Source organism: Pseudaminobacter soli (ex Li et al. 2025), from assembly GCF_029892515.1.
In the GTDB taxonomy this organism is placed as follows: Bacteria; Pseudomonadota; Alphaproteobacteria; order Rhizobiales; family Rhizobiaceae; genus Pseudaminobacter; species Pseudaminobacter soli_A.
The window spans coordinates 879,033-903,154 of record NZ_JARXVF010000001.1; the positions used below are offsets into that span (position 1 = coordinate 879,033).

Sequence of the window (24,122 nt, forward strand, 5' to 3'; positions counted from 1 at the left end):
GCCCTGCTATGGGAAGGCGTACGCCCCCCTTATTCCCACTCGATCGTGCCGGGCGGCTTGGAGGTCACGTCATAGACGACGCGGTTGATGCCGCGGACCTCGTTGATGATACGGGTGGCGGCGCGGCCGAGGAATTCCATGTCGTAGTGGTAGAAGTCCGCCGTCATGCCATCGATGGAGGTGACGGCGCGCAGCGCGCAGACGAATTCATAGGTGCGGCCATCGCCCATCACGCCGACGGTCTGCACTGGCAAGAGGACAGCAAAAGCCTGCCAGATGGCGTCGTAGAGGCCCGCCTTGCGGATCTCGTCGAGGTAGATCGCGTCGGCCTCGCGCAGGATGTCGAGCTTTTCGCGGGTCACGCCGCCGGGGCAGCGGATGGCTAGGCCCGGGCCGGGGAACGGGTGGCGGCCGATGAAGCTGTCAGGCAGGCCGAGCTCCTTGCCGAGCACGCGAACCTCGTCCTTGAACAGTTCGCGCAGCGGCTCCACGAGCTTCATCTTCATGCGATCAGGCAGGCCGCCGACATTGTGGTGCGACTTGATCGTCACCGACGGGCCGCCGGTGAAGGAGACGCTTTCGATGACGTCGGGATAGAGCGTGCCCTGAACCAGGAAATCCGCACCGCCGAGCTTCTTGGCCTCTTCCTCAAACACCTCGATGAAGAGACGGCCGATAGTCTTGCGCTTCTTTTCGGGATCAGCCTCGCCTTCGAGGGCCGAGATGAAGCGGTCGGAGGCATCGACCAGGATCAGCGGCAGATTGTAGTGCTCGCGGAACATGGCGACCACGTCGGCGGCCTCGTTCTTACGCATCAGGCCGTGGTCAACGAGGATGCAGGTCAGCTGGTCGCCAATCGCCTCGTGCGCCAGCAGGGCCGCCACGGACGAATCCACGCCGCCCGAAAGCGCGCAGATGACCTTGCCCTTGCCGACTTGCTGGCGGATGGCCTCGACCGCGTGCTCGCGATAGGCGCGCATGGTCCAGTCGCTCTGGATTCCGGCGATGCGGTGGACGAAATTCGCCAGCAGCTTTGCGCCGTCCGGCGTATGCACCACCTCGGGGTGGAACTGCACGGCGTAGAACTTGCGCTTTTCGTCGGCGATGGCTGCGAAAGGCGCGCCCGCCGATGTGCCGATGACGCGGAAGCCGGCCGGGATTTCGGTGACGCGGTCGCCATGGCTCATCCAGACCTGATGGCGCGTGCCCTTGGCCCAGATGCCCTCGAAGAGCGCGCTGTCGTCTTCGATCTCGAGGAAGGCGCGACCGAATTCGCGGTGATGCCCGGCCTCGACCTTGCCGCCCAGCTGGGCGCACATGGTCTGTTCGCCATAGCAGATGCCGAGCACGGGGATGCCGGCCCCAAAGACCTCTTCCGGCGCGCGCGGGCTGCCGATGTCGATGGTGGAGTGCGGGCTGCCCGAGAGGATCACAGCCTTGGGCTGGATGCGCTTGAACGCGTCCGCCGCGGACTGGAACGGGACGATCTCGGAATAGACGCCGGCCTCGCGAATGCGACGCGCGATGAGCTGCGTCACCTGGCTGCCGAAGTCGACGATGAGGACGGTGTCGGGATGATTGTCGGTTGTCATGGCGAGCATTTAGAGAAAAGAAAGAGTCGGCGCAATGGGTTGCGGCGTTTCTTCGACAGGCAGTTTCAAGGGGTCCGGCCGGCTCTCACCCTATGGATGAGATTATAGGCGCAGCGTTCCATCCGCCAATGCTTCGGCAAGCCTGGCCACTGCCGCCGCCAGCTTCTCATCGATCACATGCAGATATTCGGTCCAGTCGCCGACATGGCGCAGCTCGGCCGCGCCATCGGAAATGCCACGCAGGCCGATCAGCGGCAGGTCGAAATGCTGGCAGGCGCGCAGCGCGGCGAAGGTTTCCATGTCGACCATGTCGGCGTCGATCGCATCATAGGCCGAGCCCGAAACGATTGCCGCGCCGGTGGAGAGCCTCGCCTCCGGAACGCCGGGTATCCTGAGCGACATCGGCACAGCGATAGGCAGTTCGAGGAAGGGCGTCGCGCCCTTCGGAAAGCCCAGCGCCGACGCATCCATGTCGCGATAGGACACCGACACCGCCTGGTAGACTTCGGTCTGCTCCAGCGTGCGGCTGCCGGCCGAGCCCAGCGAAACGACGAGGTCGGGCAGAGCGCGCTCAGCCTCCAGGCGGGCCAGTTCGGCGCCGAGCGCCACACCTGCCTCTACGGGGCCGACGCCGGTCATCAAGGGCACGAAAAGGTTTTGAAGATGGGGGCCATATTCGGCATCGACCGCCATCACGAACAGGACGGACTTGCCTCCCAGCTTGGTCGCAGCCATGCCTCAGCCCTCGATGCCGTCGCGGCCCAGAACGGCCATCATGGTGCCCGTCATGGTGGCGATGAGCTTCGCCTCGCCATCGGCAGCGAAAGCATAGGCCTGGCCGTCGGCGACGACGATGGTGCGGCCGGGCTTGGTCACAGAGCCGCGGAACAGGAAGCGTTCGCCGCGCCCCGGCGCAAGCAGGTTCACCTTGAACTCGATGGTGAGCACCGAGGCGCCATCCGGCATGACCGAAAAGGCCGCGTAGCCGCAGGCAGAATCGAGCGCGGCGCTAATGATACCGGCATGGAGAAACCCGTGCTGCTGGGTCAGCTCTTCCGAATAGGGCATCTCGATCTCGACGATGCCCGGCCGCACGAGCGTCAGGGACGCGCCGATCGTGGCCATGGCATTCTGGCGGGCGAAGGATGCCCTCACCCGTTCTTCGAAATCCGGCGAGGGTTCTATGATCGCAGCCATCGTGCTTGCCCTGCTTGTCGTCAGCCGTTTATCGCAAAGGCTTGACGCAGAGGCAATCGCCAATGTTGCACTGCAACAACGTTAGTCAGCTCAATTGGGCCACCGCAGGCCGCGGTCCAGTCAGGCAGTCCTGCGCATCGCCGCGAAGAAGAAGCCGTCGGTGCCGCTGCGGGCCGGCGTCAGCGAAATGCCGCGCGCGGGATCGACACGCGCCGTGTCGGCTCTGCCCGGGAAATGCTGCTGCCAGAGCGCCACATGATCGACGGGCTCGAACCGCTTCTCGCGCGCCAGGAACGCTTCGATCTGGTCGCGGTTTTCGGCGTCGAAGACCGAGCAGGTAACATAGGCGAGCAGTCCGCCCGGCTTCACATGCGCCTTGGCGGCGTCGAGGATGGCCGCCTGTTCGCTGCGGCGCACATCGAGCTGGCGCTGCGTCAGGCGCCATTTGGCGTCCGGCCGCCGCCGCCACGTGCCGCTGCCGGTGCAGGGCGCGTCGATCAGCACGATATCCATATGGCCGGCAAGGCGTTCCAGTTCCGCCGGCTTCGACAGAACCTGCACATTGCGGTTTTCCGAGCGGCGAAGACGCTCGAACATCGGCGCGAGGCGCCCCTTCTCGGCATCGTGGGCAAAGATCTGACCGCGATTTTCCATCGCAGCCGACAGCGCAAGCGTCTTGCCGCCGGCGCCGGCGCAATAGTCCAGCACCTGCATGCCGGGCGCAGCACCGGTCAGGTCCGCCGCGATCTGCGAGCCCTCGTCCTGAACCTCGAACCAGCCCTTCTGGAAGGCGGGCTCAGCCTGCACATTGGGATGACGGCCGCTGCCGTCGATGGGCGGAATGCGAATGCCGTTGGCGGTGAGAGGCGAGGCAACTGCCCCGGTGCCCTCGAGTTCGGCCAGCACCTTGGCGCGGTCGGCCCGCAGCGTGTTGACGCGCAGGTCGAGCGGCGGCCGGGCGGCAAGAGCAGCCCCCTCCTCGACCCAATCCGAGCCAAAAACCTGTTCGAGCAGCGGCGCGCACCAGTCGGGACAATCAGCGCGAACCACATCGGGGGCATCGGCCAGGTTGCGCGAGGCAATAGTGGCAAGTTCATCGGCATCAAGCGGCGGCGGAGCGAATTTGTCGCCGTCGAGCGTGGCATTCAGCGTTTCGGCCGTCTCGCGCCATTCGAGCAGGAGGGCGCCGAAGCCGATGGCGCGCGGCGTGTCGTCGCCGACCAGCCAACCGGCGGAACGTTTGCGGCGCAGGCCGTCATAGACGATGTTTCCGATCGCGGCACGGTCGCCGGCACCGGCGAATCGATGGGAAAGGCCCCAATCCTTCAGTGCATCGGCTGCCGGCCTGTGCCGCCGCTCGATGTCTTCAAGCACTTCAATGGCCGCAGCCAGCCTTCCGCCAAGTCGCATGGTGATCCCTTTTTCGGCTTACCCGAGAGACCGCCTGACTAGCGCCCGCCGACGCCCTGCACAAGCCTCAAGATCGTGGGGCCGCCGAGACCGCGCCGAACCTAAACATTTCGTAATGCGGGAACAGCGGGCGAGGCCCCAAAGTTATTCAGGCAGGGACGTCATTCATTGGGGTTTCAAGATGAAAGATCTTGTCTTTGCTTCCTTGATCGCAGCTACTTCATTCATGTCATTTGGCGTTCCGGCCCAGGCCGCGAATCCAAACATCACAAACGCGCAATATGTGTACCGTCACTACGGTCCACGCTACTACGGCCCGCATTATTACCATCCCTATGGCCGTTACTGCCGCGTCGAGACAGTCCGGCATCACCGCTATGGCAGGTGGTGGGTCGAAAGGGTCCGGGTCTGCCGCTGACATGGTGGCCGACGACAAGACCCGAACGGCCCAATCGGTCGGCTCGCAGGCGGGGGACAGTAATTATTCGCCCGCTTCCGCAACGCGGGAAGTCACCGCGTTGAATTTCCGAAAGCAACCCCGCCCATGCGCCCATCATCACCGGAACGCCGAGGCCTTCCGATTGTTATGTCTGATATTCACTCCACGGAGGTCGGAAAATGAAAAGCCTTGTTCTTGCTTCCATCGTCGCCATCGCGTCCGCGATTTCCTTCGGCGCCCCAGCACAGGCGGCGACTGTGAGGACTTATCACGGACATTATCATGGCCGTCCGCACTGCTATGTAAAGAAGGTAAGGTACTATAACCACGGCCGCGTTTACTACAGAAGCGTCAGGGTTTGCCGCTGACCTTCAGGAAGAGTGCTCCGCTTCCGGCTCCGTCGCGGGGCACTCTTAATCTTCATTTACCGGTCAGGTTTTTCAACTCTTTCCGACTTGATCACAACTTCGAATTATTCCGGAACACTCTCGGCGCCCCGGAGTTGCACGCCTGTTCGATCAACCGAGGTAAAGATAATGAGGAACTTGCTTCTCGCTTCCATCATCGCAGCGACGTCAAGCTTGTCTTTCGGCGGCGGGGCTTATGCCGCGCAGAATAACATCGGCGGTATGACTTCAATGCCGAACTATCCGGCAGGAAGCCGGGTGTACAGCCCGGACTACATGGATCGCAAATGCGTCATGAAGACCGTGAGGCGTCACCGGAACGGCCAGGTCGTGCTGGAAAAGGTCAAGACCTGCCACTGACCCCGATTTTTGGTGCGGCAGACTTCTTCAGTGCATAGGAAGCGGACTGGTTCTGAAGACAAAACAGGCGCGGAGCGATCCGCGCCTGTTCGATTTTGTCTCTAAGGCAGCCCGACTACTCGGGCGTGCCTCTCTCAGGAAACGGCGCTCGAAACGGCCTCGGCGATCGACCGCAGCGCGGCCTCGTCATTGGCGCTGCGCGACTTGCGCGAGGCAACCAGGCAGGCCTGCGAACGCAGGACGACGCCGTCGTTCAGGATCTTGAGATGATTGGCGCGCAGCGTCGAGCCTGTGGTGGTGATGTCGACGATGACATCGGCCGAACCTGCGGCCGGCGCACCTTCAGTGGCGCCCAGGCTTTCCACGATGCGATAGACCTGGATGCCGTGCTTTTGCGAGAAGAACTGCTGCGTCAGCCGCCAGTATTTGGTGGCAATCCGTAGCCGGCGGCCATGACGCTGGCGGAAATCTGCGGCGACGTCGTCGAGGTCCGTCATCGTCTCGACGTCGAGCCAGACGTTCGGCACGGCGACCACGACGTCGGCATGGCCAAAACCCAACCGGGCAACGATCTCGGCGCGCGCTTCCCAGTCGGCCAGGTTTTCGCGCAGCAGGTCCTCGCCGGTGATGCCGAGATCGACGGCGCCCTGCCCGATTTCGCCGGCAATTTCGGAGGCCGACAGGAACGCCACCTCGATGTCGTCGCGCCCTTCGATATGCGCGCGATATTTGCGCTCGTCGCTCGGCAGGCTGACAGCAAGGCCAGACTTGGCAAGCACGTCGAGCGCCTGTTCCTTGAGGCGGCCCTTGGAGGGGATGGCAAGCGTGATGGTCATTGCGCGCGCTCCCGCAGGGCCTCGATGCGGTCGAGCCAGACCGAGAAGCCGACGCCCGGGATCGCTTCCTTGGCGCCAAGCAGGGTCAACAACCGGTCGTAGCGGCCGCCGCCGACCAGCGGGCGGCCATCGTCCCGCGCAGCGATCTCGAACACCATGCCGGTGTAATAGTCGAGCGGACGGCCGAAGGCGGCGTCGTAGCGAACGGCATCAGCCGGCAGGCCATGCTCGGCCAGCGCGGCGGCACGGGCGCTGAACTTGTCGAGTGCCGCGCCCAGCGAAAGCGCCGCATCGGCCGCAAAGCCGTGCAGCGCGTCGGCGGCCTCGCCGATGGGCACATTGATCGCCAGGAAAACCTTCAGCGCATCGAAGGCCTCGTTGGAGAGGCGCACGCTACGCAGTTCCGCCTTCTCGATCAGGCGGCGGGCGATATCGCCCGGCGTGCGGCCCGCCGAGGGCGAGATGCCCGCTTCTTCCATGCCGCGCGAGAGATAGGCGGACAATCCGTCGAAATCGCCGTCGGCCACCAGCGAAGCGGCCGGTTCCACCAATGCGCCATTCCGCAGCGGCGTTGAGAGATCGGCAAGGGCAGCGGCCAGCATCTCCGCCGAGCCGAAGGCGCGCGCAAGCCGCATGCGCCAGCCGCGCGGCAGGCCAAGGGCCGCCAGAACCGCCTCGAATATCGACTGATCGCCAAGCGTCACCGCAAGCACGGTGCCGGGCAGCGCCAGTTCGAGCAGCGCATAGGCATCGTCCACCGAACGCGCATCGGCGCGGGCAGTGTCCATGTCGCCCAGATCCTCGATGCCCGCCTGGAAGAACTCGCTGCTGCCGTCACGGCGCTGACGGAAAACCTCGCCAAGATAGGAATAGCGGCGCGGCGTGCCAGACTGGCTGTGAATGTGGTCGAGACAGACCGGAATGGTGAACTCCGGCCGCAGGCACAGAGATTCGCCGGTCTCGCTCTCGGTCAGGAAAATGCGGCGGCGCAGATCCTCGCCGGCCATGTCCAGGAACGGGTCGGCCGGCTGGAGGACCGACACCTCGACGGCGTCGGCCTGCCTGTCGGCGAAGAGCTTCAGAATATCGGGGGCGGTGGCCGGATAGCGGGAATTCACGTTCGCCTCAGCCCCTCGCGCGATCCTCGGCCTGCGCCGCGAGGATCTTCTTCACTTCCGCCACGAGATCGGCTTCGGCCACGGTGACCTGCGCCGGTCGCGCGGCGCGCCATTCGGCATTGTCGGTGATTTCGGCTGACATGCGTGCGCCCTCGATCAAATCCTTGATCTGGACCACGCCCTGCGCCCGCTCGTCGCCGCCCTGGATGATCGCCACCGGGCTGCCGCGACGGTCGGCATATTTAAGCTGGGCCTTCATGCCCGCGCCACCGAGATAGAGTTCGGCGCGCACGCCTTCCTGGCGCAGCGACGAAACCATCTTCTGGTAGCGGCCGAGGCTTTCGGTGTCCTTGTCCATGACCAGCACCACGACCGGCGCGATCACGTCCGAGGTGTCGAGCTTGCCGAGGTTCTTCAGCGCGGTCACCAGGCGCGAGACGCCGATGGAGAAGCCGGTGGCCGGCACCGGTTCGCCACGGAAGCGCGAGACGAGGCCGTCATAACGCCCGCCGCCGCCGACAGAACCGAAGCGCACGATCTGGCCATCCTCGTTGGGGATCTCGGCCAGCAGTTCCACCTCGTAGACGGGGCCGGTGTAATATTCGAGGCCGCGCACGACCGAGGGGTCGATCTTGATGCGGCCGTCATCGTAGCCCGCAGCCGCAACCAGCGCGGCAATCTGGGCCAGTTCCTCGGCACCTTCGGTGCCGCGCTCGTTGCCAGCGACGATCCCCTTCAGGTTGCCGGTGGTTTCGGCCGCATTCGCGGCGCCCGCTTCGGTGAAGGCAACGACCTTGTCGATGGCGGCCTCGTCCAGCCCAGCACCCTTGGTGAAGTCGCCGCTGTCGTCCAGCCGGCCCTTGCCGAGCAGGTCGCGCACGCCCTGCACGCCGACCTTGTCGAGCTTGTCGATGGCGCGCAGCACCGTCAGCCGGCGCCCGGCATTCTCGTCGCCGCCAAGGCCGATGGCCTCGAGCAGGCCGTCCAGCACCTTGCGGTTGTTAACGCGGATGAGATAGTCGCCGCGCTTGATGCCCAGCGCTTCCATCACGTCGGCCATCATCATGGTCATTTCGGCGTCAGCCGCAACGCCCGGCGTGCCGACCGTGTCGGCGTCGAACTGCATGAACTGGCGGAAGCGGCCCGGTCCCGGCTTTTCATTGCGGAACACCCAGCCCGAGCGGTAGCTGCGGTAAGGCTTCGGCAGCTTCTCGTAATTCTCCGCCACATAGCGCGCCATCGGGGCGGTCAGGTCATAGCGCAGCGACAGCCACTGGTCGTCGTCATCCTGGAAGGAGAACACGCCTTCATTGGGCCGGTCCTGGTCCGGCAGGAATTTGCCCAGCGCGTCTGTGTATTCGATCATCGGCTGCTCGACCGGCTCGAAGCCATAGAGCTCGTAGACGCCGCGGATCGTCGCCATCATCTTCTCGACGACGCGAATATCGTCGGGCGTACGGTCGATAAAGCCGCGCGGCAGCCGCGCCTTCATTTTCTCGGATTTATCAGCCATGTCGTGTCGCTCTTGTCGTTCGTGCAGCGTGTTTTGCCAGGCTTCGGCATTGCATGCCGCGCAGCATCAGGACTCGCGCGGTGTCCTAACTTATGTGGAACGGAGCGGCAAGGGTTCGCCCCCCGCCCGAAAAAAGCAATGCCGGAAACCCGGGCCCCTTCGGCTCCTCAGGCAGGCCGCTTGAACGCAGCCCGCTCCCTCTCCACGTCCACGCGGCAGGCGCAACCCTCGATGTGGTCGTTGACCAGGCCCATGGCCTGCATGAAGGCATAGACTGTGGTCGGGCCGACGAATGTCCAGCCCCGCTTCTTCAAATCCTTCGAAATTCGCGTCGAGACAGCCGTCGTCGGATTGGCGCGCAGATGCGCCAGGTCGACCACCTCCGGCCGTTCATCCTGTCTCGGCTCGAACGACCAGAAATAGGCGGCAAGCGAGCCCTTTTCGGCGACCAGTTCGCGGGCGCGCTTGGCATTGTTGATGGTCGAGACGATCTTGCCGCGATGCCGCACGATGCCGGCGTTGCCGAGAAGACGTTCGATATCCGCATCGCCGAATTCGGCAACCCGCTCGAACTCGAAATTGGCAAAAGCCTCGCGGAACGCCTCGCGCTTGCGCAGGATGGTGAGCCAGGACAGGCCGGACTGAAATCCTTCGAGGCAGATCTTTTCGAACAGCCGCCGGTCGTCCGCAACCGGCCTGCCCCATTCGTGGTCGTGATAGCGCACATAGTCCGGCAGATTGCCGTGCCAGAAGCAACGAGTGACGCCGTCCGCGCCTTCGATCAGCCCCGTCTTTATCTCATCCATTCCGCATCTTCCTGTCGTCGGGCAGCGCAAACCGGTCTTTACGTGGCCTTTACCAGATTCCTGAACCGGCCGGTAACCACACCAAAAGCTTTACGCGCAGTTTCGCATTTTACGCATTCCGATTCATGACTTGGTTGTTTCTTCCGTCGCAGCTTGCGCCTCAAGCGAGGAATTGTCCCTCGCCGTGACGATCGAGTTGAGAGTGCGTCAGATGAAACCTCTTTTCATGCTGGGGGCTTTGGCCCTCGCGGCCGGCATTGCTTCGCCGGCCATCGCCAACGACCGCTATTTGGAACGCCCGCCGGTGGTGGTCAGCCCTGATCTTTCGGCGCCGTGGGTCATGCAGCTTGGCCGCGAGCCGGGCAAGATCGTGAGCAGCCAAGCACCCAAGGCAATGCCCGTCAGCCTGCAGGTTCAGCCCTTTGCGCTCGAACCGCGCTTCGACCACCGTTACGACATGCCCAATCCGCAGCAGCAACAGCAGGCCCAGCCTGTGCCTCAGCAGCGCACCGGCATCTTCGCGATGTCTCAGGGCAAGACGACCCAGGGCAACAAGCGCCAGGCGAGGCAGATGGATCCGATCTACCTGCCGCAGGAAGTCGCCTTTGACGGCCCCCAAAAGCCGGGAACCATCGTCATCGACACCAAGAAGAACTTCCTCTACCTGGTGGAACAGGACGGCAAGGCACGGCGCTACGGCGTCGGCACCGGCAAGCCCGGCTTCGAATGGGCCGGCACACACAAGATCAGTCAGAAGCGCGAATGGCCGGATTGGCGTCCGCCTTCGGAAATGATCGCCCGCGAGCGGGCGCGCGGCCGCGTTCTGCCCGCATATCTGGAAGGCGGCCTCGAGAACCCGCTCGGCGCGCGCGCCATGTATCTGGGCTCGTCGCTCTACCGCATCCACGGCACCAACCAGCCCTGGACCATCGGCGGCGCGGTTTCATCCGGCTGCATCCGCATGCGCAACGAGGACGTCATCGACCTCTACGAGAGGGTGAAGGTCGGCGCGACGGTTGTCGTGAGCTGACCTCAGCACCTTCCGGGGACGGACCGGAGAGCGGCAGTCTCATCTGTCGCATGAGAGGGCGGTACGATCGCGGATCGCGCCGCCTTTTCCTTTGTTGAAAATATTATTCTCCAAAGTAATATAGCCGCGTCGCTTTTACCAATATCGTTATGTCGGAAAAGCAAGGATCATGCGGGCGAAAGCATGATAAAGAGGCCAGCGCCGAGGCACGCCGCAGTCGACGTGCCTTTATCATTGCCCCCTGGCGAAGGAGACCTGGAATGCCTCTCGACGATACCCGCTACCTCAAAGGTGCGCCGGTCGCTGCCCGCATCATGGCGGAAGTACGCGCCGCCGCCGAGAAGGCAAGAGAAGAAGGCTTTCCACCAAAGCTGGTGTCAGTCACGGTCGGCGATGTCGACGCGGTCGACGTCTATGTGCGCAACCAGCGCGCCAAGGCCCGACAGGCCGGCATCGATTTCGAAGAGCGCCGCCTGCCCGCCGAGACCACGGCCGGCGAACTCGAGGCCGCCATCCACGGCATGAACGCAGACCCGCGCGTCACCGGCATCATCATCCAGCGCCCGGTGCCGGCGCATATCCCGATCAAGTCGATCCAGGCCGCGATACATCCGCTGAAGGACGTCGAGGGCATGCACCCCGCCTCCATCGGCAACATCGTCTACAACCAGCTCGACCTGGCGCCCTGCACGGCCGCCGCATCGGTCGAGCTGCTGAAAGAAACCGGCATGGACCTCAAGGGGCTTGAGGTCGTGGTGGTCGGCCATTCCGAAATCGTCGGCAAGCCCATCGCCTTCCTGCTGATGAGCGAGGGTGCAACGGTGACGGTGTGCCACCACATGACCCGCTCGGTGGCCGCGCATGCGCGCCGGGCCGATGCGCTGTTCGTGGCGGTCGGCAAGCCGCGCCTCATCAAGGCCGACATGGTCAAGCCCGGTGCAGCGGTCATCGACATCGGCATCAATTCCGAAACCCTGCCGGACGGCTCGACCCGCATCGTGGGCGACGTCGACACCGATAGCGTGAAGGAAGTCGCTTCCTGGATCACGCCGGTTCCGGGCGGCGTCGGCCCGGTGACGGTCTCGATCCTGCTGCGCAACACCATGGTGGCGCTCAACCGCCAGCGCGCGATGTACGAGGCAACCTACGCCACATCGAACCGGATCGCGGCGGAGTAGGCCAACTCTCGCTCTTGAGGGTTCGGTGAAGCGAGGCGCCCAAAACTTCAAAATGAAGATAGCGTGTCTTCATACCGCCCAAAGCAATGTCGCGGTCTTCGAGGAGGCCGCACAGGAGCTCGGGCTTCCGGATGGTGCGCTTCATCACGAAGTCAGGCCGGACCTCCTGCTCGCCGCAGAAGATGCCGGCGGGCTCACCCCGGAGCTGGAACGCGAAACGGCCTCGATACTCAGGCTCCTCAGCCAAGAGGCCGATGCCGTCATTCTCACCTGCTCGACCTTGGGTCCTTCGGTCGACGGCCTCGAAGAATCCACCACCGTTCCCGTCATGCGGGCGGACGCGGCGCTGGCAGAACAGGCGCTGGATGCCGGCGGGACGACGATTGCGCTTTGTGCCGTAGAGACGACCATCAAGCCGACGACAGAGCTCTTTGCCGAAGCGGCGAAGCGTTCCGGCGCATCGTTTGAAGTCAGGCTTGTTCCGGGCGCTTGGGCTTTGTTCAAAGCCGGCAAATACGACGCGTATCTATCGGACATCGCAAGGGCTGCCGATGCGGCCTATAGCGACGGCGCCACGACCGTCGCCCTTGCCCAGGCATCAATGGCCGGCGCCGTTGATCTCGTCAAATGCGGGCCAAAGCCCCTGACCAGTCCCATTGCCGGTTTGCGCGCTGTGCTGGATCAAATTTCGGAACGGCATCAAGACGCTGGCTGGCCGTAGGGATACGCCTCCGAAGTTCCGCCTCATCCATTGTCAAAGTTGCGCTGGTCTGGGACGCTGCCTGCAAATGAGGTGAGCAATGACGTTGCGACACGATCTCAACTTGATTCAAAGCCTGGAAATGGAGCTATTCAAGCAATCGGTGCGGGGTTCACCGGAAGCCGTGGACAAGCTCTTGGCCGAGGGCTTTGTCGAGTTCGGCAGGTCTGGCGGAGTTCATCACAAAGCGGATCTGATCCGTAGCCTTGCCGCCGAGGATCCCAAGAATTCGCAAAAGCTGATCGCCAGCGACTTCGAGCTGACATCTCTTGCAGAAGATGTCGTCTTGCTAACCTATCGAAGCGTCAGAAAAGGCGAAGACGGAAAGGAACTGCATTCGTTGCGCAGTTCCATTTAGAAGCACGTCGACGGGCGCTGGCAGATGGTATTCCATCAAGGAACTCCAACCCAGCCGGCGCAGTGAGGTGTCTTCTATTCCGCGGCCTACAGCTTCCTGCCCTCGGGCACGCCCGCCGGCTTCTTGCCGCCATAGGCCCAGTCGAGCAGTTCGACCGTATGCACGATCGGCATCTTCGCCGCCGAGGCGATCTGCGTGATGCAGCCGATATTGCCGGTCGCGATAACGGCAGCGCCAGTCGCCTCGATGTTCTTCACCTTGCGGTCGCGCAGCTTTGCAGAAATCTCGGGCTGCAGGATGTTGTAGGTGCCGGCCGAGCCGCAGCACAGATGCCCCTCGCGCGGCTCGCGCACCACGAAGCCCGCGCGCGTCAGAAGCTCCTTCGGCTGGCGCGTGATCTTCTGGCCATGCTGCATCGAGCAGGCCGAATGATAGGCCACCGCCAGCCCCGGCTGGATGGCCGGCTCGGGCAGGTCGAGCGTGCAAAGATATTCGGTAATGTCCTTGGCAAGCGCCGAAACCCGCGCCGCCTTCTCGGCATAGGCGGGATCGAGGCGCAGCATGAAGCCATAGTCCTTGATCGTGGTGCCGCAGCCCGAAGCGGTGATGATGATGGCGTCGAGCCCGCCCTGGTCGACCAGCTTCATCCAGGCGTCGACATTTTTGCGCGCGAAGGCGAGCGCCTGTTCTTCGCGGCCCATATGGTGCACCAGCGCACCGCAGCACCCCTCGCCTTCCGGCACCACCACCTCGGAGCCGAGCCTGTTCAGCAGAGAAACCGTCGCCTCGTTGATGCCTGGGTCCAGCACGGGCTGGGCACAGCCGGTGAGGATCGCCACGCGGCCCCGCTTCTCCCCCGCAGCCACATGGCGGCCCGGCGTGGCAACAGGCGAAGCCGGCGGAACCTCGGCCGGCGCCAGCTTCAACATGGCCGACATGGGCTGCAAGCCCGGTACCGCCTCGAACAGACCGGAAAACAGCCTGCCGAACTTCGCCAGCTTGAGCGCCGAGCGGAAACGCGACGGATAAGGCAGCACGAATGCCAGCAGCGCGCGAACGGCGCGGTCCGTCAGCGGCCGCTTGTAGGTCTCCTCGATATGCGCCCGGGCGTGGTCGACCAGATGCATGTAGTTCACGCCCGAGGGGCACGTCGTCATGCAGGCGAGGCACGACAGGCAACGGTCGATATGGGTCACCGTCTCCTTGTCGGCGGGGCGACCGTTCTCCAGCATGTCCTTGATGAGATAGATGCGCCCGCGCGGGCTATCGAGCTCATTGCCCAGCGTCACATAGGTCGGGCAGGTCGCCGTGCAGAAGCCGCAATGCACGCATTTGCGCAGGATCTTTTCCGATTCCGCGACATGCGGGTCGGCGAGCTGGGCGGGCGTGAATGTGGTCTGCATGGCGACACTGTTTCCAGGGTGACAAAGCGGTCAGATAAACCAGCTTTTGGGATTCTTGATCGGCTCGCCGCGACCCACCGCCTGCAGGCCGACGATGCAGCGCACGATGTACCAGACGAGAACCGCGAATATGAGGATGAAGCCGATGGCCACGAACATCAACGCGAGCGAGATGAGGCTGTAGAGCACCCCGATCCAGAAGGTGCGGATCGCCCAGGTGTAGTGGGTTTCCACCCAGGGCTCGGCCTTGCTGCGATTGATATAGGCCAGGATCAGGCCGATCAGCCCGGTGATGCCAACAACCAGCCCCACGAGGTAGAGAAAGTAGACGAGCTGCGCATTGGTCTGCCCCGGTTCCAGCCAGCTGTCCGTCTGGCGCGGTGCTGCCGGTCCGGTGTTGTAGTCGCTCATGAATTGCCCTCCGATTCGTTCGCCGAGTGCCTCAGCCTGACGTGGCGACACTAGCAGACCGCCCGACCGGCGCCATACGGCCGGGATTGAGGATGCCTTTGGGGTCGAACTCGTTCTTCAGGCGGGCGGACAATGCGGCCAGAGGGCCGGGCTGCGGCTGGAAAACCGGCAAGGCCGCGCGCCATGCCTGGTTGGCACGTACCAGCGTTGCGTGACCGCCGCCGAACTTCCGCACCAGCTGCCGCACCAGATCGGCCTCGGGGTCGGCGTCGAGCCGCAGCCAGACGAGCCCGCCCTGCCAATCGAAGAAAGCATCGGCCGCCATTTCCATGCGCAGCGCCAGCACCATGCGATGGGCGTCGGCCGGGGCCATGGAAATGCGCCAGACCGGGCGCTCCGTGCCATCGGCGAATGGCATGCAGTCTCGAACATCGCGCCAGATGGCGCGGGACATATCTTCCGCGATTTCGTCGAGGCGGCCGGCATTTTTGAGCAGCTGCTTCAGATGCTCGATGCGATAGGCGACGGACGGGCCGAACCCTTCGATGCGCAGCAGCGTGGCCGACTCGCCCGTCAGCGCGCCGCCGGCAACCGTCTGCGACAGGTTTTCGGGCAGATGCGCCGCGCTCGACACTTCGGCGCTGCAGCCCATGGCGAGCGCCATGGCCGCCGCGGCGTCTTCGTCGTAAAGGCCGCGTATGGTAAGCGTCGTCTCGGTCTCGGCGGCAGGCAGCACCTTGAAGGTCACGTCGGTCAGCACGGCAAGCGTGCCCCACGATCCGGCCATACCTTTCGACAGGTCATAGCCGGTGACGTTCTTCACCACACGCCCGCCTGACTTGAAGGCCTCGCCGCGCCCGGAAACGGCATTGATGCCGAGGATGTGGTCGCGCGCGGCGCCCGCCTTCAGCCGGCGCGGGCCGGAAAGATTTGCCCCAAGCACGCCGCCGATGGTGCCGCGCCCCGCCGGCTGGCCGAGCAGCGGACCGTAATCCATCGGCTCGAAGGCAAATTGCTGGCCTCGCGCGGCCAGCATCGCCTCGATTTCGGCCAGCGGCGTGCCAGCCTTGGCGGAAAGCACCAGTTCCTCCGGTTCGTAGAGCGTGACGCCGCTGAGACCCGAAAGATCGAGCGTATGCGCCGCCTGCACCGGATGACCGATGGCGCGCTTCGAGCCATGGCCGACGATCTCCAGTGGCGCATCCTCGGCAAGCGCCCATTGGACGACGGATTGGACTTCTTCGGAAGTGGTCGGGGCCAGGTTGTGCAATGTCTGTTCCATGCCCGATCAAAACCTCGGAATGTCGGGAAACGGCAGCTTTCCGGCATGGATGTGCATGCGGCCAAGCTCGGCGCAGCGACGAAGCTGCGGAAACACCTTGCCCGGATTGAGCAAATGGTTGGGATCGAAGGCGCATTTGACCCGCATCTGCTGGTCGAGGTCGATCTGGTTGAACATTTCCGGCATCAGGTCGCGCTTTTCAACGCCCACGCCGTGCTCGCCCGTCAGCACACCGCCGACCCGCACGCATAGCCGCAATATGTCGGCGCCGAACTGCTCGGCCTTGTCCAACTCGCCAGGGATATTGGCATCGTAAAGGATAAGCGGATGCAGGTTGCCGTCGCCGGCATGGAAGACATTCGCGACGCCCAGCCCGTATTTTTCCGATAGCTCGCGCATGCCATGCAGCACATTGGGCAGCTCTTTCCGCGGAATCGTGCCGTCCATGCAGTAATAGTCAGGCGAGATGCGGCCCACGGCCGGGAACGCCGCCTTGCGGCCGGCCCAGAAGGTCAGCCGCTCCTGCTCCGATTGCGAGATGCGGCAGGTGGTGGCGCCGTTGCGGTTGCCGATCGCCTCGACGCGACCGATCAAGTGGTCGACCTCCACGCCCGGCCCATCGAGCTCGACGATCAACAGCGCCTCGCATTCGAGCGGATAGCCGGCATGGACGAAATCTTCCGCCGCGCGAATGGCCGGGCCGTCCATCATCTCCATGCCGCCAGGGATGATGCCCGCGCCGATGATATCGGCAACGCACTGGCCGGCCTGCTCGCTGCTGGGGAAACCGATCAGCAGCGCGCGCGCCGTCTCCGGTTTCTTGAGGATGCGCACCGTGACCTCGGTGACGACGCCGAGCAGGCCTTCCGAGCCGGTCATGACCCCCAGCAGGTCGTAGCCTTCGCTATCGAGGTACTTGCCACCGAGACGCACTATGTCGCCGTTCATCAGCACCATTTCGATGCCGAGCACATTGTTGGCGGTCAGCCCGTATTTCAGGCAGTGCACGCCGCCGGAATTCTCCGCGACATTGCCGCCGATGGAGCAGGCGATCTGGGAGGACGGATCGGGCGCGTAATAAAAACCCTCGCCCTCCACCGCGTTGGTGATGCCGAGATTGGTGACGCCCGGCTGCGCAACCACGGTGCGGTTGGGATAGTCGATCTCGAGGATGCGATTGAAGCGGCTCATAACGAGCAGCACAGCATCTTCCAACGGCAGGGCGCCGCCTGACAGCGAGGTGCCGGAACCGCGCGGCACGACGCGGATGTTGCGCTCGTTGCAATATTTCAGGATGCGCGAGACCTGCGTGACCGTCTCGGGCAGGACGACGACGAGGGGCAGCTGGCGGTAGGCGGTCAGCCCATCGCTTTCGAAGACCCTCATTTCGTTGACGGCGTCGACCACGCCTTCGCCCGGCACGATGATGCGCATGTCGGCGACGATCTCGGCGCGCCGGCGGATCGTATCTGCATCTGGCTTCGGCATGGCCAGGCCGGACATGGCAGCTCCTCCAAGGACTTGGTGGTAAAAAGCTTTTACCAATTTGTTGCCGGAGCTGTAAACGCTTCTGGCGATTTCGGGAAGAGTATCACGGCCCCAGAAACGATCCCGAAACACAAAATTGGATAAATTAATTGACCAGTTTTCGGGAAGGCCGTAGTTCTGGGTCACGACAGAGGGCCAACCCGGTTGAGCGAGATTTTTTCCAGGATCGAACATTCGCGCACCGCCGATGAGGTGGTGCAGCAGATCGAGAGCCTGATTCTCGAGGGCGTGCTGCGCGTGTCCGACCGACTGCCCGGTGAACGCGAGCTTGCGCGGCAGTTCGACGTGTCGCGCCCCATCCTGCGCGAGGCGCTGAAGGCGCTGGAAGAGCGCGGCCTGATCGTCGCCCGCCAGGGCGGCGGCACCTATGTCGCCGACATGATCGGCCAGGTCTTCACCCCGCCGATCCGCGAACTGATCGGATCGCACCCCAAGGCCTGCGCGGACTATCTCGAATATCGGCGCGAGATCGAAGGCATCGCCGCCGAATATGCGGCGCGGCGCGCCACCGCCGACGACCGCGCCCTGCTGGACCACATCATGGAGCGCATGGAAGCCGCTCACCAGCGCGGTGACGATTTCGAGGAAGAGGCGAAAATCGACGTCGAGTTCCACCACGCCGTCGGCGAGTGCGCGCACAACATCATCCTGCTGCACACGCTGCGCTCGTGCTACCGGCTGCTGTCGGACGGCGTGTTCCAGAATCGCCTTCTGGTTTTCACCCTGCCCGGCGCGCGCGAAGACCTGTTGGCCCAGCACCGGGCTATCTACAAGGCCGTCGTGGGCGGCAAGCCGACGGATGCGCGCAAGGCCGCCATGGACCACATCACCTATGTCGAACGGTCGATGGCGGAGGCCGAGCGCACCGGTGAATGGCAAAGGGTGGCAAAACTCAGGCTGCGTCAGCGTTCCGAAGACGGCTCGCGGCGAAGCGGAACAGACAGGTAGCCTGAAGACGATGGCGGAGAGCAGCGAAACAGAAGAAGCAGCGCCCCGGGTGGGTCTGTTTGTGACCTGCCTGGTCGATCTGTTCCGGCCTTCAGTCGGCTTTGCCGCGGCAAAATTGCTGCAGGATGCGGGCTGCTCGGTCGAAGTGCCTGTGGCGCAGACCTGTTGCGGCCAGCCGGCCCATAATTCGGGCGACCGCGCCGAGGCCATTCTCACAGCCCAAAACACCATCGAGGCCTTCGAAGAGTTCGATTACGTCGTGGCGCCGTCCGGCACCTGCGCCGGCATGCTCAAGGTGCATTATCCTGCCCTTCTCGCAGACCAGCCGAACTGGGCCGCGCGCGCTAAGAGCTTTGCCGCCAAGGTGCATGAGCTGACGAGCTTTCTCGTCGACGTGCTCGGCAAGGAAAGCGTGCCGGCGCGCTTCACCGGCGCCGTGACCTATCATGACGCCTGCGCGGGCCTGCGTGAGATCGGCGTGCAGGGCCAGCCCCGCGCGCTCCTAAAATCGGTTGAAGGTCTCGACCTGATCGAGATGCGCGCGCCGGAAATGTGCTGCGGTTCCTGTGTGCGGCATCCTGCATCTTCGGCGCCCATCGCCAGAAGCAAGACCGACAATGTCAAGGCCACCGAAGCCCGCGTGCTGCTTGCCGGCGATCTCGGCTGCCTGATGGACATGGCCGGCAGGCTGCGGCGCGAGGGCTCGAACATCGAAGTCCGCCATGTCGCCGAGGTTCTGGCCGGCATGCTCGATGCCCCGCCGATCGGCAACAGAAACGCAATTGCCCTCAAACGAAGTGCTTGAACCGTGCGGCGCGGTCCCACCGCTGCCGAACTAAAATTGAAAGAACGGACTCATGGCTGAAATCCTGGAGATAAACGACCTCAAGAACCTTGCCCGGCGGCGCGTGCCGACGATGTTCTTCGATTACGCCGATTCCGGCGCCTGGACCGAAAGCACCTACCGCGCCAATGAAGAGGATTTTTCCAAGATAAAATTCCGCCAGCGCGTGCTGGTCGACATGACCAACCGCTCGCTCGAAAGCACCATGATCGGCGAGAAGGTGTCGATGCCCGTGGCGCTGGCGCCGACCGGCAGCGCCGGCATGCAGCATGCCGATGGCGAGATTCTTGCGGCACAGGCGGCCGAGGAATTCGGCGTGCCCTTCACCTTGTCAACCATGAGCATCTGCTCGATCGAGGACGTCGCCGCGAACACCAAGAAGCCGTTCTGGTTCCAGCTCTATGTGATGCGCGACAAGGACTTTGTCCTCGACCTCATCGACCGTGCCAAGGCGGCGAAATGCTCCGCCCTGGTGCTGACGCTCGACCTGCAGATCCTGGCCCAGCGCCACAAGGACATTCGCAACGGCTTGTCGGCCCCGCCCAAGATGACGCCCAAGAACATCATCGACATGGCGATCCGGCCGCGCTGGTGCCTGGGCATGCTTGGCACGCAGCGTCGCACCTTCCGCAACATTGTCGGCCACGCCAAGAGCGTGGGCGATCTTGCCTCCCTGGCGTCCTGGACGACCGAGCAGTTCGACCCGCAGCTGTCGTGGAAGGACGTTGAGTGGATCAAGGAGCGCTGGGGCGGCAAGCTGATCCTGAAGGGCATCCTCGACAAGGAGGACGCAATCATGGCTGCCAAGACCGGCGCCGACGCCATCATCGTTTCCAACCATGGCGGTCGCCAACTCGATGGCGCCCCCTCCTCCATCTCCATGCTGCCCGAGATCGTGGAAGCGGTGGGCGACAAGATCGAGGTGCACATGGATGGCGGCATTCGCTCGGGCCAGGATGTGCTAAAGGCCCTGTGCCTCGGCGCCAAGGGAACCTATATCGGTAGGCCATTCCTTTACGGGCTTGGCGCGATGGGCAAGCAGGGCGTAACGAAGGCGCTGGAGATCATCCGCAAGGAGGCGGACGTCACCCTGGCGCTTTGCGGCAAGCGGACGATCGCGGATGTCGGGCCGGACATGCTCCGTCCGTAATCCCGGCAAGCCCGGCTCAGGGCAGACAGGATGAGAGATTGACGAAGCAGGGCGTGCATTTCCTTGAAGCTGCGGGGCCCGATGGCATGCGTATCTATGCCATCGGCGATATCCATGGCCGGCTCGACCTGCTCCAAAGGATGCATGCGTGCATCGAAGCCGAACTGGAAGCCGACCGGCCCGATGACTGGCGGGTGATCCATCTCGGCGACTATGTCGACCGCGGCCCGGATTCGAGTGGCGTGCTAGACAGACTGCTCGATGTCACAAGGCGCGACGAGCGGATGATCGCACTGGCCGGCAACCACGATCACGGCTTTCTCGATTTCCTGGCCTACCCGACGTCCAGTGGCCTGTTTGCCAAGAATGGTGGAGACATGACCGCGCTTTCCTATGGTATGGCGCTCGATTTCGACCATCCCGCGGCGCTTGCGAGCAGCGGTGCCGCGCTACGCCGCGCCGTACCCGAGAGCCATGTCGGCTTCGTCACCGGACTCGGCTATTCACGCAGTTTCGGGGATTTCTTCTTCTGCCACGCCGGAATCCGGCCGGGCATACCGCTGGAACGGCAGAACCCGCGCGACCTGATCTGGATTCGCGAGGAGTTCCTGTATTATCCGCACCTTCATCCGAAGCTGATCGTGCACGGCCATACGCCGCATCCGGAGCCGGAGGTGCTGGCCAATCGGGTCGATGTCGACACGCAGGCCTATAGGTCGGGCGTGCTGACCGCGCTCGTCATAGACGGGCTGGACAAGCGTATCCTGTCGGTCAGCGATAGGGATTAGTGATTTTGGTGGTTGGCGGCGCCGACGCCGTAGCCGTCGAAAACGGCGTGATCGCTCGATGCGTCTGCTGCGTAGATGCCAAAGCCGCAGAGCGCGATGGCGGAGAGCATGGCGAAGGACAGGAGCGCGGCTTTCAAGGTGGTCATCTCGGTTAAGGCCTTCGGCAATTTTGCATAAAATTTATTACGAATGCGTTGCTTGCCGCAGGGCAGCCCCTGCCGGCCAGTGAATCCACATTCGTTGAGTTTGACGCCTTCTAGTCGCGCCACCTCCGGGTGGCCAGTGTCTTTGGCACCGGCTGGCCGGGAAGTTCGGCGGCGTGCCATTTATGCCACTGAGGCACCTAGCGCGCTGTTGGGTGACGTCGACGGAATGCCGATCACAACTTGCTGATGGGAAACAGAAAACCGTTCAAAAAGCTTGCCCGCCGAGGCGGGAAAAGTCAGATCGTGGCGACCCAGCTGCGCGCGAGCGTCAGGCCGATCTCGTCGGCCTTGGCGCCATGGGCGGCCGCCTCGTCCTCGAAGCGCTCCAGCCAGCCCGGCTGCCGCTCGCGCAGCAGATCCGGAAACAGGGCGTGCCATTTCCTGACCAGCGGCTGGTCGGCTTCGAAATGGAACTGGAAGCCGTAAGCGGCGCGGCCGATGCGGTACGCCTGATTTCGTGCCGAAGGATTGGTGGCCAGATGCACCGCGCCTTCCGGCAGGGTAAAAGTGTCGTCGTGCCACTGGAAGCTCGGAAAATCCTTCGGCAGCTTGCCGAACACCGGATCGGCTTCCGCCTGATCGGTAAGCGCGATCTTGCGCCAGCCGAATTCTGGTGCTGCGCCAATCAGATTGTCGCCGCCGAAGGCACGCGCCATGAGCTGGCTGCCGAGGCAGATGCCGAGCATCGAGCGGTCCTTCGCCTCGAAATCGCGAAGCAGGCCGAGAAGCGCCGGGATATAGGGATATTCCTCGTCGGCCAGCGCATTCTGCCCACCACCGAGAACGACGATCGCGTCGTGCTCGTCCGCATTCTCCGGCAAGGCATCGCCCAGATGAGCATTGCGCAGGTCGATCTCGGCGCCCGCCTCGGCCAGCGCGGTTCCCACCTGCCCAAGCCCGGTATTGTCGAAATTCTGGACGACCAGCACCCGCATCGAAGAACCTTTCCCAGCATGACAAAGCCAGAAGGCTCGATATCATGCGGCGCATCCGACAAAAAGAGAGGAACGGATATGCCACTGCAGAACCGCGTCGATCCCTTTGGCGAGATCCATGCGGTGGCCGCGCGCGGGCTTTTTACGGGGAACCGCGGCGTCATCCACGATCCGGATACCAAGACGCTGCTCAGGCGACGCTGGTCGACCCGGGCCTGGCTGATTTGCGTGTGCGAATATCGCGGGCGACGCCGCGAGGTCATGGGGCGCAACGCCCCCAGCGGCGGCGCGGGCTGGACCGAACTCTTCTTCCTCGACGAAGTGACCGGCCTGGCCGCTGGTCATCGCCCCTGCTTCTTTTGCCGCCGCGAGCGGGCGCAGGATTTTGCCGGCCGCTTTGGCGGTGTGTGTGGCATCGACCAGCCGAGGGTTCACGACATCGATTCTCGATTGCACGCCGAGCGACTGGCATCGGGCGGAAGGAACATCAAGCTCGACCGCTCCGAACTGGCCGCGCTGCCGGACGGCGCGATGGTGGCGCGAGGCGGCGACGCCTTTGCGATCAAGGGCGGGAACATGTGGCGATGGTCGTTCGTGGGATATGAGTCGAGTCCGGGTTTTCCGGATGGCGCGGACGAATTCTCGCTGCTTACGCCTGCAACCACGCTTGCCGTTCTGCGCGCCGGCTACCAACCTGCCTGGCACCCAAGCATCGAGACTTGACCTCCCCCGCCCTCTCCCGCATTCATCTCCCCATGCGAGCCAATTACAAAATGCAGCGGCTGTTCGTGCCGCAGGATCTTTCTGCCGACGTCTCGCTCGAGGCGAGCCCGGAGCAGAGCCACTATCTCAGCCATGTTCTGCGCCTCAATGAGGGCGCGGAGATCCTGATCTTCAACGGCCGCGACGGCGAGTGGCTGGCGCGAATCGAGGCCAAGACGAAGAAGTCGGTGCGGCTGCGCGTAGCGGAGCTGACGCGGCCGCAATCGCCGCAACCAGACCTGATCTATTGCTTTGCACCGCTAAAGCAGGGCCGGCTCGACTATCTCGTGCAGAAGGCCGTGGAGATGGGCGCCGGCGTGCTGCAGCCCGTCCTCACCCAGCACACGCAGATCGCAAAGCCCGGCATCGAGCGACTGCGCTCAAATGTCGTGGAAGCGGCGGAGCAATGTGGCATTCTCGCATTGCCCGAAGTGCGCGAGGCGCAAAAATTCTCGAATCTTCTGGCCGGCTGGGACAAGGAACGGCGGCTGATCTTCTGCGACGAGAGCTCGGAGACCAATAATCCGCTGCCCGCCTTGCAGGCGATACCCGAGCGCAAGCTTGGCCTGATTATCGGTCCCGAAGGCGGCTTTTCCGAAGACGAACGCAAGCAGCTCTACGCTTTGCCCTTCGTCACCGCCATCCCGCTCGGGCCCCGCATCCTGCGCGCCGACACGGCTGCCGTCGCGGCGTTAGCGCTTGTGCAGGCCACAATCGGCGATTGGTAGAAGAATGCCATTCCGCTGATGCAAATTGTCTTGAACATGGTGTCAGGATTTTTTGCTTGATCGCGCGATGCAATTCCGTCCATCAAGCGCCAACGTTGGCGAGAGGGTAGATA

At 63.7% G+C, this 24,122-nt stretch carries 25 protein-coding genes; 11 read left to right on the plus strand and 14 right to left on the minus strand.

The features are described from left to right. Nucleotides 1–29: 29 nt before the first annotated feature. The 4 genes from guaA to M2281_RS04245 all read right to left on the minus strand — a co-directional run bounded on the left by guaA (nucleotide 30) and on the right by M2281_RS04245 (nucleotide 4,199). Nucleotides 30–1,592 (minus strand): glutamine-hydrolyzing GMP synthase, encoded by a 1,563-nt coding sequence (gene guaA / locus M2281_RS04230; RefSeq protein ID WP_280819843.1) that lies wholly within the window; start codon nucleotides 1,590–1,592, stop codon nucleotides 30–32. Between the two features lie 102 nt (nucleotides 1,593–1,694). Further along, the gene (locus tag M2281_RS04235) at nucleotides 1,695–2,327 is read right to left on the minus strand and encodes a 5'-methylthioadenosine/S-adenosylhomocysteine nucleosidase (RefSeq protein WP_280819844.1); all 633 of its coding nucleotides are present in this window, start codon (nucleotides 2,325–2,327) and stop codon (nucleotides 1,695–1,697) included. A 3-nt stretch (nucleotides 2,328–2,330) separates the two neighbouring features. Next, complete coding sequence (locus M2281_RS04240) at nucleotides 2,331–2,789, minus strand: PaaI family thioesterase (RefSeq protein ID WP_280819845.1); 459 nt, start codon at nucleotides 2,787–2,789, stop codon at nucleotides 2,331–2,333. Between the two features lie 120 nt (nucleotides 2,790–2,909). Next, nucleotides 2,910–4,199, minus strand: coding sequence for an RsmB/NOP family class I SAM-dependent RNA methyltransferase (locus M2281_RS04245; RefSeq protein ID WP_280819846.1), 1,290 nt, complete (start codon nucleotides 4,197–4,199; stop codon nucleotides 2,910–2,912). Between the two features lie 975 nt (nucleotides 4,200–5,174). On the opposite strand from M2281_RS04245, the gene M2281_RS04250 reads away from it, so the two are divergent. Then, nucleotides 5,175–5,405 (plus strand): hypothetical protein, encoded by a 231-nt coding sequence (locus tag M2281_RS04250; protein WP_280819847.1) that lies wholly within the window; start codon nucleotides 5,175–5,177, stop codon nucleotides 5,403–5,405. Nucleotides 5,406–5,539: 134 nt separating this feature from the next. On the opposite strand, the gene hisG is transcribed toward M2281_RS04250, so the two are convergent. The 4 genes from hisG to M2281_RS04270 all read right to left on the minus strand — a co-directional run bounded on the left by hisG (nucleotide 5,540) and on the right by M2281_RS04270 (nucleotide 9,678). Then, on the minus strand, nucleotides 5,540–6,241 hold the full coding sequence (gene hisG, locus M2281_RS04255; RefSeq protein ID WP_280819848.1) for an ATP phosphoribosyltransferase: 702 nt from the start codon (nucleotides 6,239–6,241) through the stop codon (nucleotides 5,540–5,542). Further along, nucleotides 6,238–7,359, minus strand: a complete 1,122-nt coding sequence (locus M2281_RS04260) for an ATP phosphoribosyltransferase regulatory subunit (RefSeq protein ID WP_280819849.1) — start codon at nucleotides 7,357–7,359, stop codon at nucleotides 6,238–6,240. The genes hisG and M2281_RS04260 overlap by 4 nt, the downstream gene beginning before the upstream one ends. Nucleotides 7,360–7,366: 7 nt before the next feature. Then, nucleotides 7,367–8,872 carry a histidine--tRNA ligase gene (hisS, locus tag M2281_RS04265; RefSeq protein ID WP_280819850.1) on the minus strand — a complete coding sequence of 502 codons (1,506 nt, stop codon included), beginning with the start codon at nucleotides 8,870–8,872 and terminating at the stop codon, nucleotides 7,367–7,369. A 167-nt stretch (nucleotides 8,873–9,039) separates the two neighbouring features. Continuing rightward, a complete protein-coding gene (locus tag M2281_RS04270; protein WP_280819851.1) occupies nucleotides 9,040–9,678 on the minus strand; it encodes a DNA-3-methyladenine glycosylase I in 639 nt (212 codons plus the stop codon). 211 nt (nucleotides 9,679–9,889) lie between these two features. Between M2281_RS04270 and M2281_RS04275 the strand changes: the two genes are divergently transcribed. The 4 genes from M2281_RS04275 (at nucleotide 9,890) to M2281_RS04290 (ending at nucleotide 13,004) form a co-directional block, all read left to right on the plus strand. Beyond that, on the plus strand, nucleotides 9,890–10,708 hold the full coding sequence (locus tag M2281_RS04275) for a L,D-transpeptidase (RefSeq protein ID WP_280819852.1): 819 nt from the start codon (nucleotides 9,890–9,892) through the stop codon (nucleotides 10,706–10,708). A gap of 260 nt (nucleotides 10,709–10,968) precedes the next feature. Continuing rightward, nucleotides 10,969–11,886, plus strand: coding sequence for a bifunctional 5,10-methylenetetrahydrofolate dehydrogenase/5,10-methenyltetrahydrofolate cyclohydrolase (locus tag M2281_RS04280; protein ID WP_280819853.1), 918 nt, complete (start codon nucleotides 10,969–10,971; stop codon nucleotides 11,884–11,886). 25 nt (nucleotides 11,887–11,911) lie between these two features. Then, nucleotides 11,912–12,607: an aspartate/glutamate racemase family protein gene (locus M2281_RS04285; RefSeq protein WP_280819854.1), complete on the plus strand. Its 696-nt coding sequence runs from the start codon at nucleotides 11,912–11,914 to the stop codon at nucleotides 12,605–12,607. A 79-nt stretch (nucleotides 12,608–12,686) separates the two neighbouring features. After that, complete coding sequence (locus tag M2281_RS04290; protein ID WP_280819855.1) at nucleotides 12,687–13,004, plus strand: nuclear transport factor 2 family protein; 318 nt, start codon at nucleotides 12,687–12,689, stop codon at nucleotides 13,002–13,004. A gap of 86 nt (nucleotides 13,005–13,090) precedes the next feature. On the opposite strand, the gene glcF is transcribed toward M2281_RS04290, so the two are convergent. The 4 genes from glcF to M2281_RS04310 are packed head-to-tail and all read right to left on the minus strand — an operon-like array spanning nucleotide 13,091 to nucleotide 17,603. Next, nucleotides 13,091–14,407, minus strand: a complete 1,317-nt coding sequence (gene glcF, locus M2281_RS04295; protein WP_280819856.1) for a glycolate oxidase subunit GlcF — start codon at nucleotides 14,405–14,407, stop codon at nucleotides 13,091–13,093. A 30-nt stretch (nucleotides 14,408–14,437) separates the two neighbouring features. Further along, nucleotides 14,438–14,818: a DUF4870 family protein gene (locus tag M2281_RS04300; protein WP_280819857.1), complete on the minus strand. Its 381-nt coding sequence runs from the start codon at nucleotides 14,816–14,818 to the stop codon at nucleotides 14,438–14,440. A gap of 31 nt (nucleotides 14,819–14,849) precedes the next feature. After that, nucleotides 14,850–16,100, minus strand: coding sequence for a glycolate oxidase subunit GlcE (gene glcE, locus M2281_RS04305; protein WP_280819858.1), 1,251 nt, complete (start codon nucleotides 16,098–16,100; stop codon nucleotides 14,850–14,852). A 6-nt stretch (nucleotides 16,101–16,106) separates the two neighbouring features. After that, complete coding sequence (locus tag M2281_RS04310; protein ID WP_280819859.1) at nucleotides 16,107–17,603, minus strand: FAD-linked oxidase C-terminal domain-containing protein; 1,497 nt, start codon at nucleotides 17,601–17,603, stop codon at nucleotides 16,107–16,109. A gap of 189 nt (nucleotides 17,604–17,792) precedes the next feature. On the opposite strand from M2281_RS04310, the gene M2281_RS04315 reads away from it, so the two are divergent. The 4 genes from M2281_RS04315 to M2281_RS04330 are packed head-to-tail and all read left to right on the plus strand — an operon-like array spanning nucleotide 17,793 to nucleotide 21,378. Further along, nucleotides 17,793–18,596: an FCD domain-containing protein gene (locus tag M2281_RS04315; RefSeq protein WP_280819860.1), complete on the plus strand. Its 804-nt coding sequence runs from the start codon at nucleotides 17,793–17,795 to the stop codon at nucleotides 18,594–18,596. Nucleotides 18,597–18,606: 10 nt separating this feature from the next. Further along, entirely contained in the window at nucleotides 18,607–19,401 is a 795-nt protein-coding gene (locus M2281_RS04320; protein WP_280819861.1) for a (Fe-S)-binding protein, read from the plus strand. A gap of 52 nt (nucleotides 19,402–19,453) precedes the next feature. Beyond that, nucleotides 19,454–20,590, plus strand: a complete 1,137-nt coding sequence (locus M2281_RS04325; RefSeq protein WP_280819862.1) for an alpha-hydroxy acid oxidase — start codon at nucleotides 19,454–19,456, stop codon at nucleotides 20,588–20,590. A gap of 38 nt (nucleotides 20,591–20,628) precedes the next feature. Then, nucleotides 20,629–21,378: a metallophosphoesterase gene (locus M2281_RS04330; RefSeq protein ID WP_280819863.1), complete on the plus strand. Its 750-nt coding sequence runs from the start codon at nucleotides 20,629–20,631 to the stop codon at nucleotides 21,376–21,378. Here the strand turns inward: M2281_RS04330 and M2281_RS04335 are convergent. Both M2281_RS04335 and M2281_RS04340 read right to left on the minus strand, forming a co-directional pair. Further along, nucleotides 21,375–21,704, minus strand: a complete 330-nt coding sequence (locus M2281_RS04335; RefSeq protein WP_280819864.1) for a hypothetical protein — start codon at nucleotides 21,702–21,704, stop codon at nucleotides 21,375–21,377. The two genes, M2281_RS04330 and M2281_RS04335, sit on opposite strands and share 4 nt — an antisense overlap. 116 nt (nucleotides 21,705–21,820) lie before the next feature. Continuing rightward, complete coding sequence (locus M2281_RS04340) at nucleotides 21,821–22,519, minus strand: type 1 glutamine amidotransferase (protein ID WP_280819865.1); 699 nt, start codon at nucleotides 22,517–22,519, stop codon at nucleotides 21,821–21,823. 78 nt (nucleotides 22,520–22,597) lie between these two features. Here M2281_RS04340 and M2281_RS04345 point away from each other — a divergent pair, with 78 nt between their 5' ends. Beyond that, nucleotides 22,598–23,242: a hypothetical protein gene (locus tag M2281_RS04345; protein WP_280819866.1), complete on the plus strand. Its 645-nt coding sequence runs from the start codon at nucleotides 22,598–22,600 to the stop codon at nucleotides 23,240–23,242. Nucleotides 23,243–23,274: 32 nt separating this feature from the next. Then, nucleotides 23,275–24,009, plus strand: coding sequence for a 16S rRNA (uracil(1498)-N(3))-methyltransferase (locus tag M2281_RS04350; protein ID WP_280819867.1), 735 nt, complete (start codon nucleotides 23,275–23,277; stop codon nucleotides 24,007–24,009). Nucleotides 24,010–24,122 lie beyond the last annotated feature (113 nt).

Excerpts from the sequence above, each read along its gene's own strand:
- M2281_RS04320 (WP_280819861.1), top strand. The coding sequence starts at position 18,607 with ATGGCGGAGAGCAGCGAAACAGAAGAAGCAGCGCCCCGGGTGGGTCTG.
- M2281_RS04275 (WP_280819852.1), top strand. The coding sequence starts at position 9,890 with ATGAAACCTCTTTTCATGCTGGGGGCTTTGGCCCTCGCGGCCGGCATT.
- M2281_RS04310 (WP_280819859.1), bottom strand. The coding sequence starts at position 17,603 with ATGTCCGGCCTGGCCATGCCGAAGCCAGATGCAGATACGATCCGCCGG.
- guaA (WP_280819843.1), bottom strand. The coding sequence starts at position 1,592 with ATGACAACCGACAATCATCCCGACACCGTCCTCATCGTCGACTTCGGC.
- glcF (WP_280819856.1), bottom strand. The coding sequence starts at position 14,407 with ATGCAGACCACATTCACGCCCGCCCAGCTCGCCGACCCGCATGTCGCG.
- hisS (WP_280819850.1), bottom strand. The coding sequence starts at position 8,872 with ATGGCTGATAAATCCGAGAAAATGAAGGCGCGGCTGCCGCGCGGCTTT.
- glcE (WP_280819858.1), bottom strand. The coding sequence starts at position 16,100 with ATGGAACAGACATTGCACAACCTGGCCCCGACCACTTCCGAAGAAGTC.
- M2281_RS04235 (WP_280819844.1), bottom strand. The coding sequence starts at position 2,327 with ATGGCTGCGACCAAGCTGGGAGGCAAGTCCGTCCTGTTCGTGATGGCG.
- M2281_RS04240 (WP_280819845.1), bottom strand. The coding sequence starts at position 2,789 with ATGGCTGCGATCATAGAACCCTCGCCGGATTTCGAAGAACGGGTGAGG.
- M2281_RS04290 (WP_280819855.1), top strand. The coding sequence starts at position 12,687 with ATGACGTTGCGACACGATCTCAACTTGATTCAAAGCCTGGAAATGGAG.
- M2281_RS04250 (WP_280819847.1), top strand. The coding sequence starts at position 5,175 with ATGAGGAACTTGCTTCTCGCTTCCATCATCGCAGCGACGTCAAGCTTG.
- M2281_RS04325 (WP_280819862.1), top strand. The coding sequence starts at position 19,454 with ATGGCTGAAATCCTGGAGATAAACGACCTCAAGAACCTTGCCCGGCGG.
- M2281_RS04335 (WP_280819864.1), bottom strand. The coding sequence starts at position 21,704 with ATGGCACGCCGCCGAACTTCCCGGCCAGCCGGTGCCAAAGACACTGGC.
- M2281_RS04270 (WP_280819851.1), bottom strand. The coding sequence starts at position 9,678 with ATGGATGAGATAAAGACGGGGCTGATCGAAGGCGCGGACGGCGTCACT.
- hisG (WP_280819848.1), bottom strand. The coding sequence starts at position 6,241 with ATGACCATCACGCTTGCCATCCCCTCCAAGGGCCGCCTCAAGGAACAG.
- M2281_RS04345 (WP_280819866.1), top strand. The coding sequence starts at position 22,598 with ATGCCACTGCAGAACCGCGTCGATCCCTTTGGCGAGATCCATGCGGTG.
- M2281_RS04280 (WP_280819853.1), top strand. The coding sequence starts at position 10,969 with ATGCCTCTCGACGATACCCGCTACCTCAAAGGTGCGCCGGTCGCTGCC.
- M2281_RS04245 (WP_280819846.1), bottom strand. The coding sequence starts at position 4,199 with ATGCGACTTGGCGGAAGGCTGGCTGCGGCCATTGAAGTGCTTGAAGAC.
- M2281_RS04300 (WP_280819857.1), bottom strand. The coding sequence starts at position 14,818 with ATGAGCGACTACAACACCGGACCGGCAGCACCGCGCCAGACGGACAGC.
- M2281_RS04340 (WP_280819865.1), bottom strand. The coding sequence starts at position 22,519 with ATGCGGGTGCTGGTCGTCCAGAATTTCGACAATACCGGGCTTGGGCAG.
- M2281_RS04350 (WP_280819867.1), top strand. The coding sequence starts at position 23,275 with ATGCGAGCCAATTACAAAATGCAGCGGCTGTTCGTGCCGCAGGATCTT.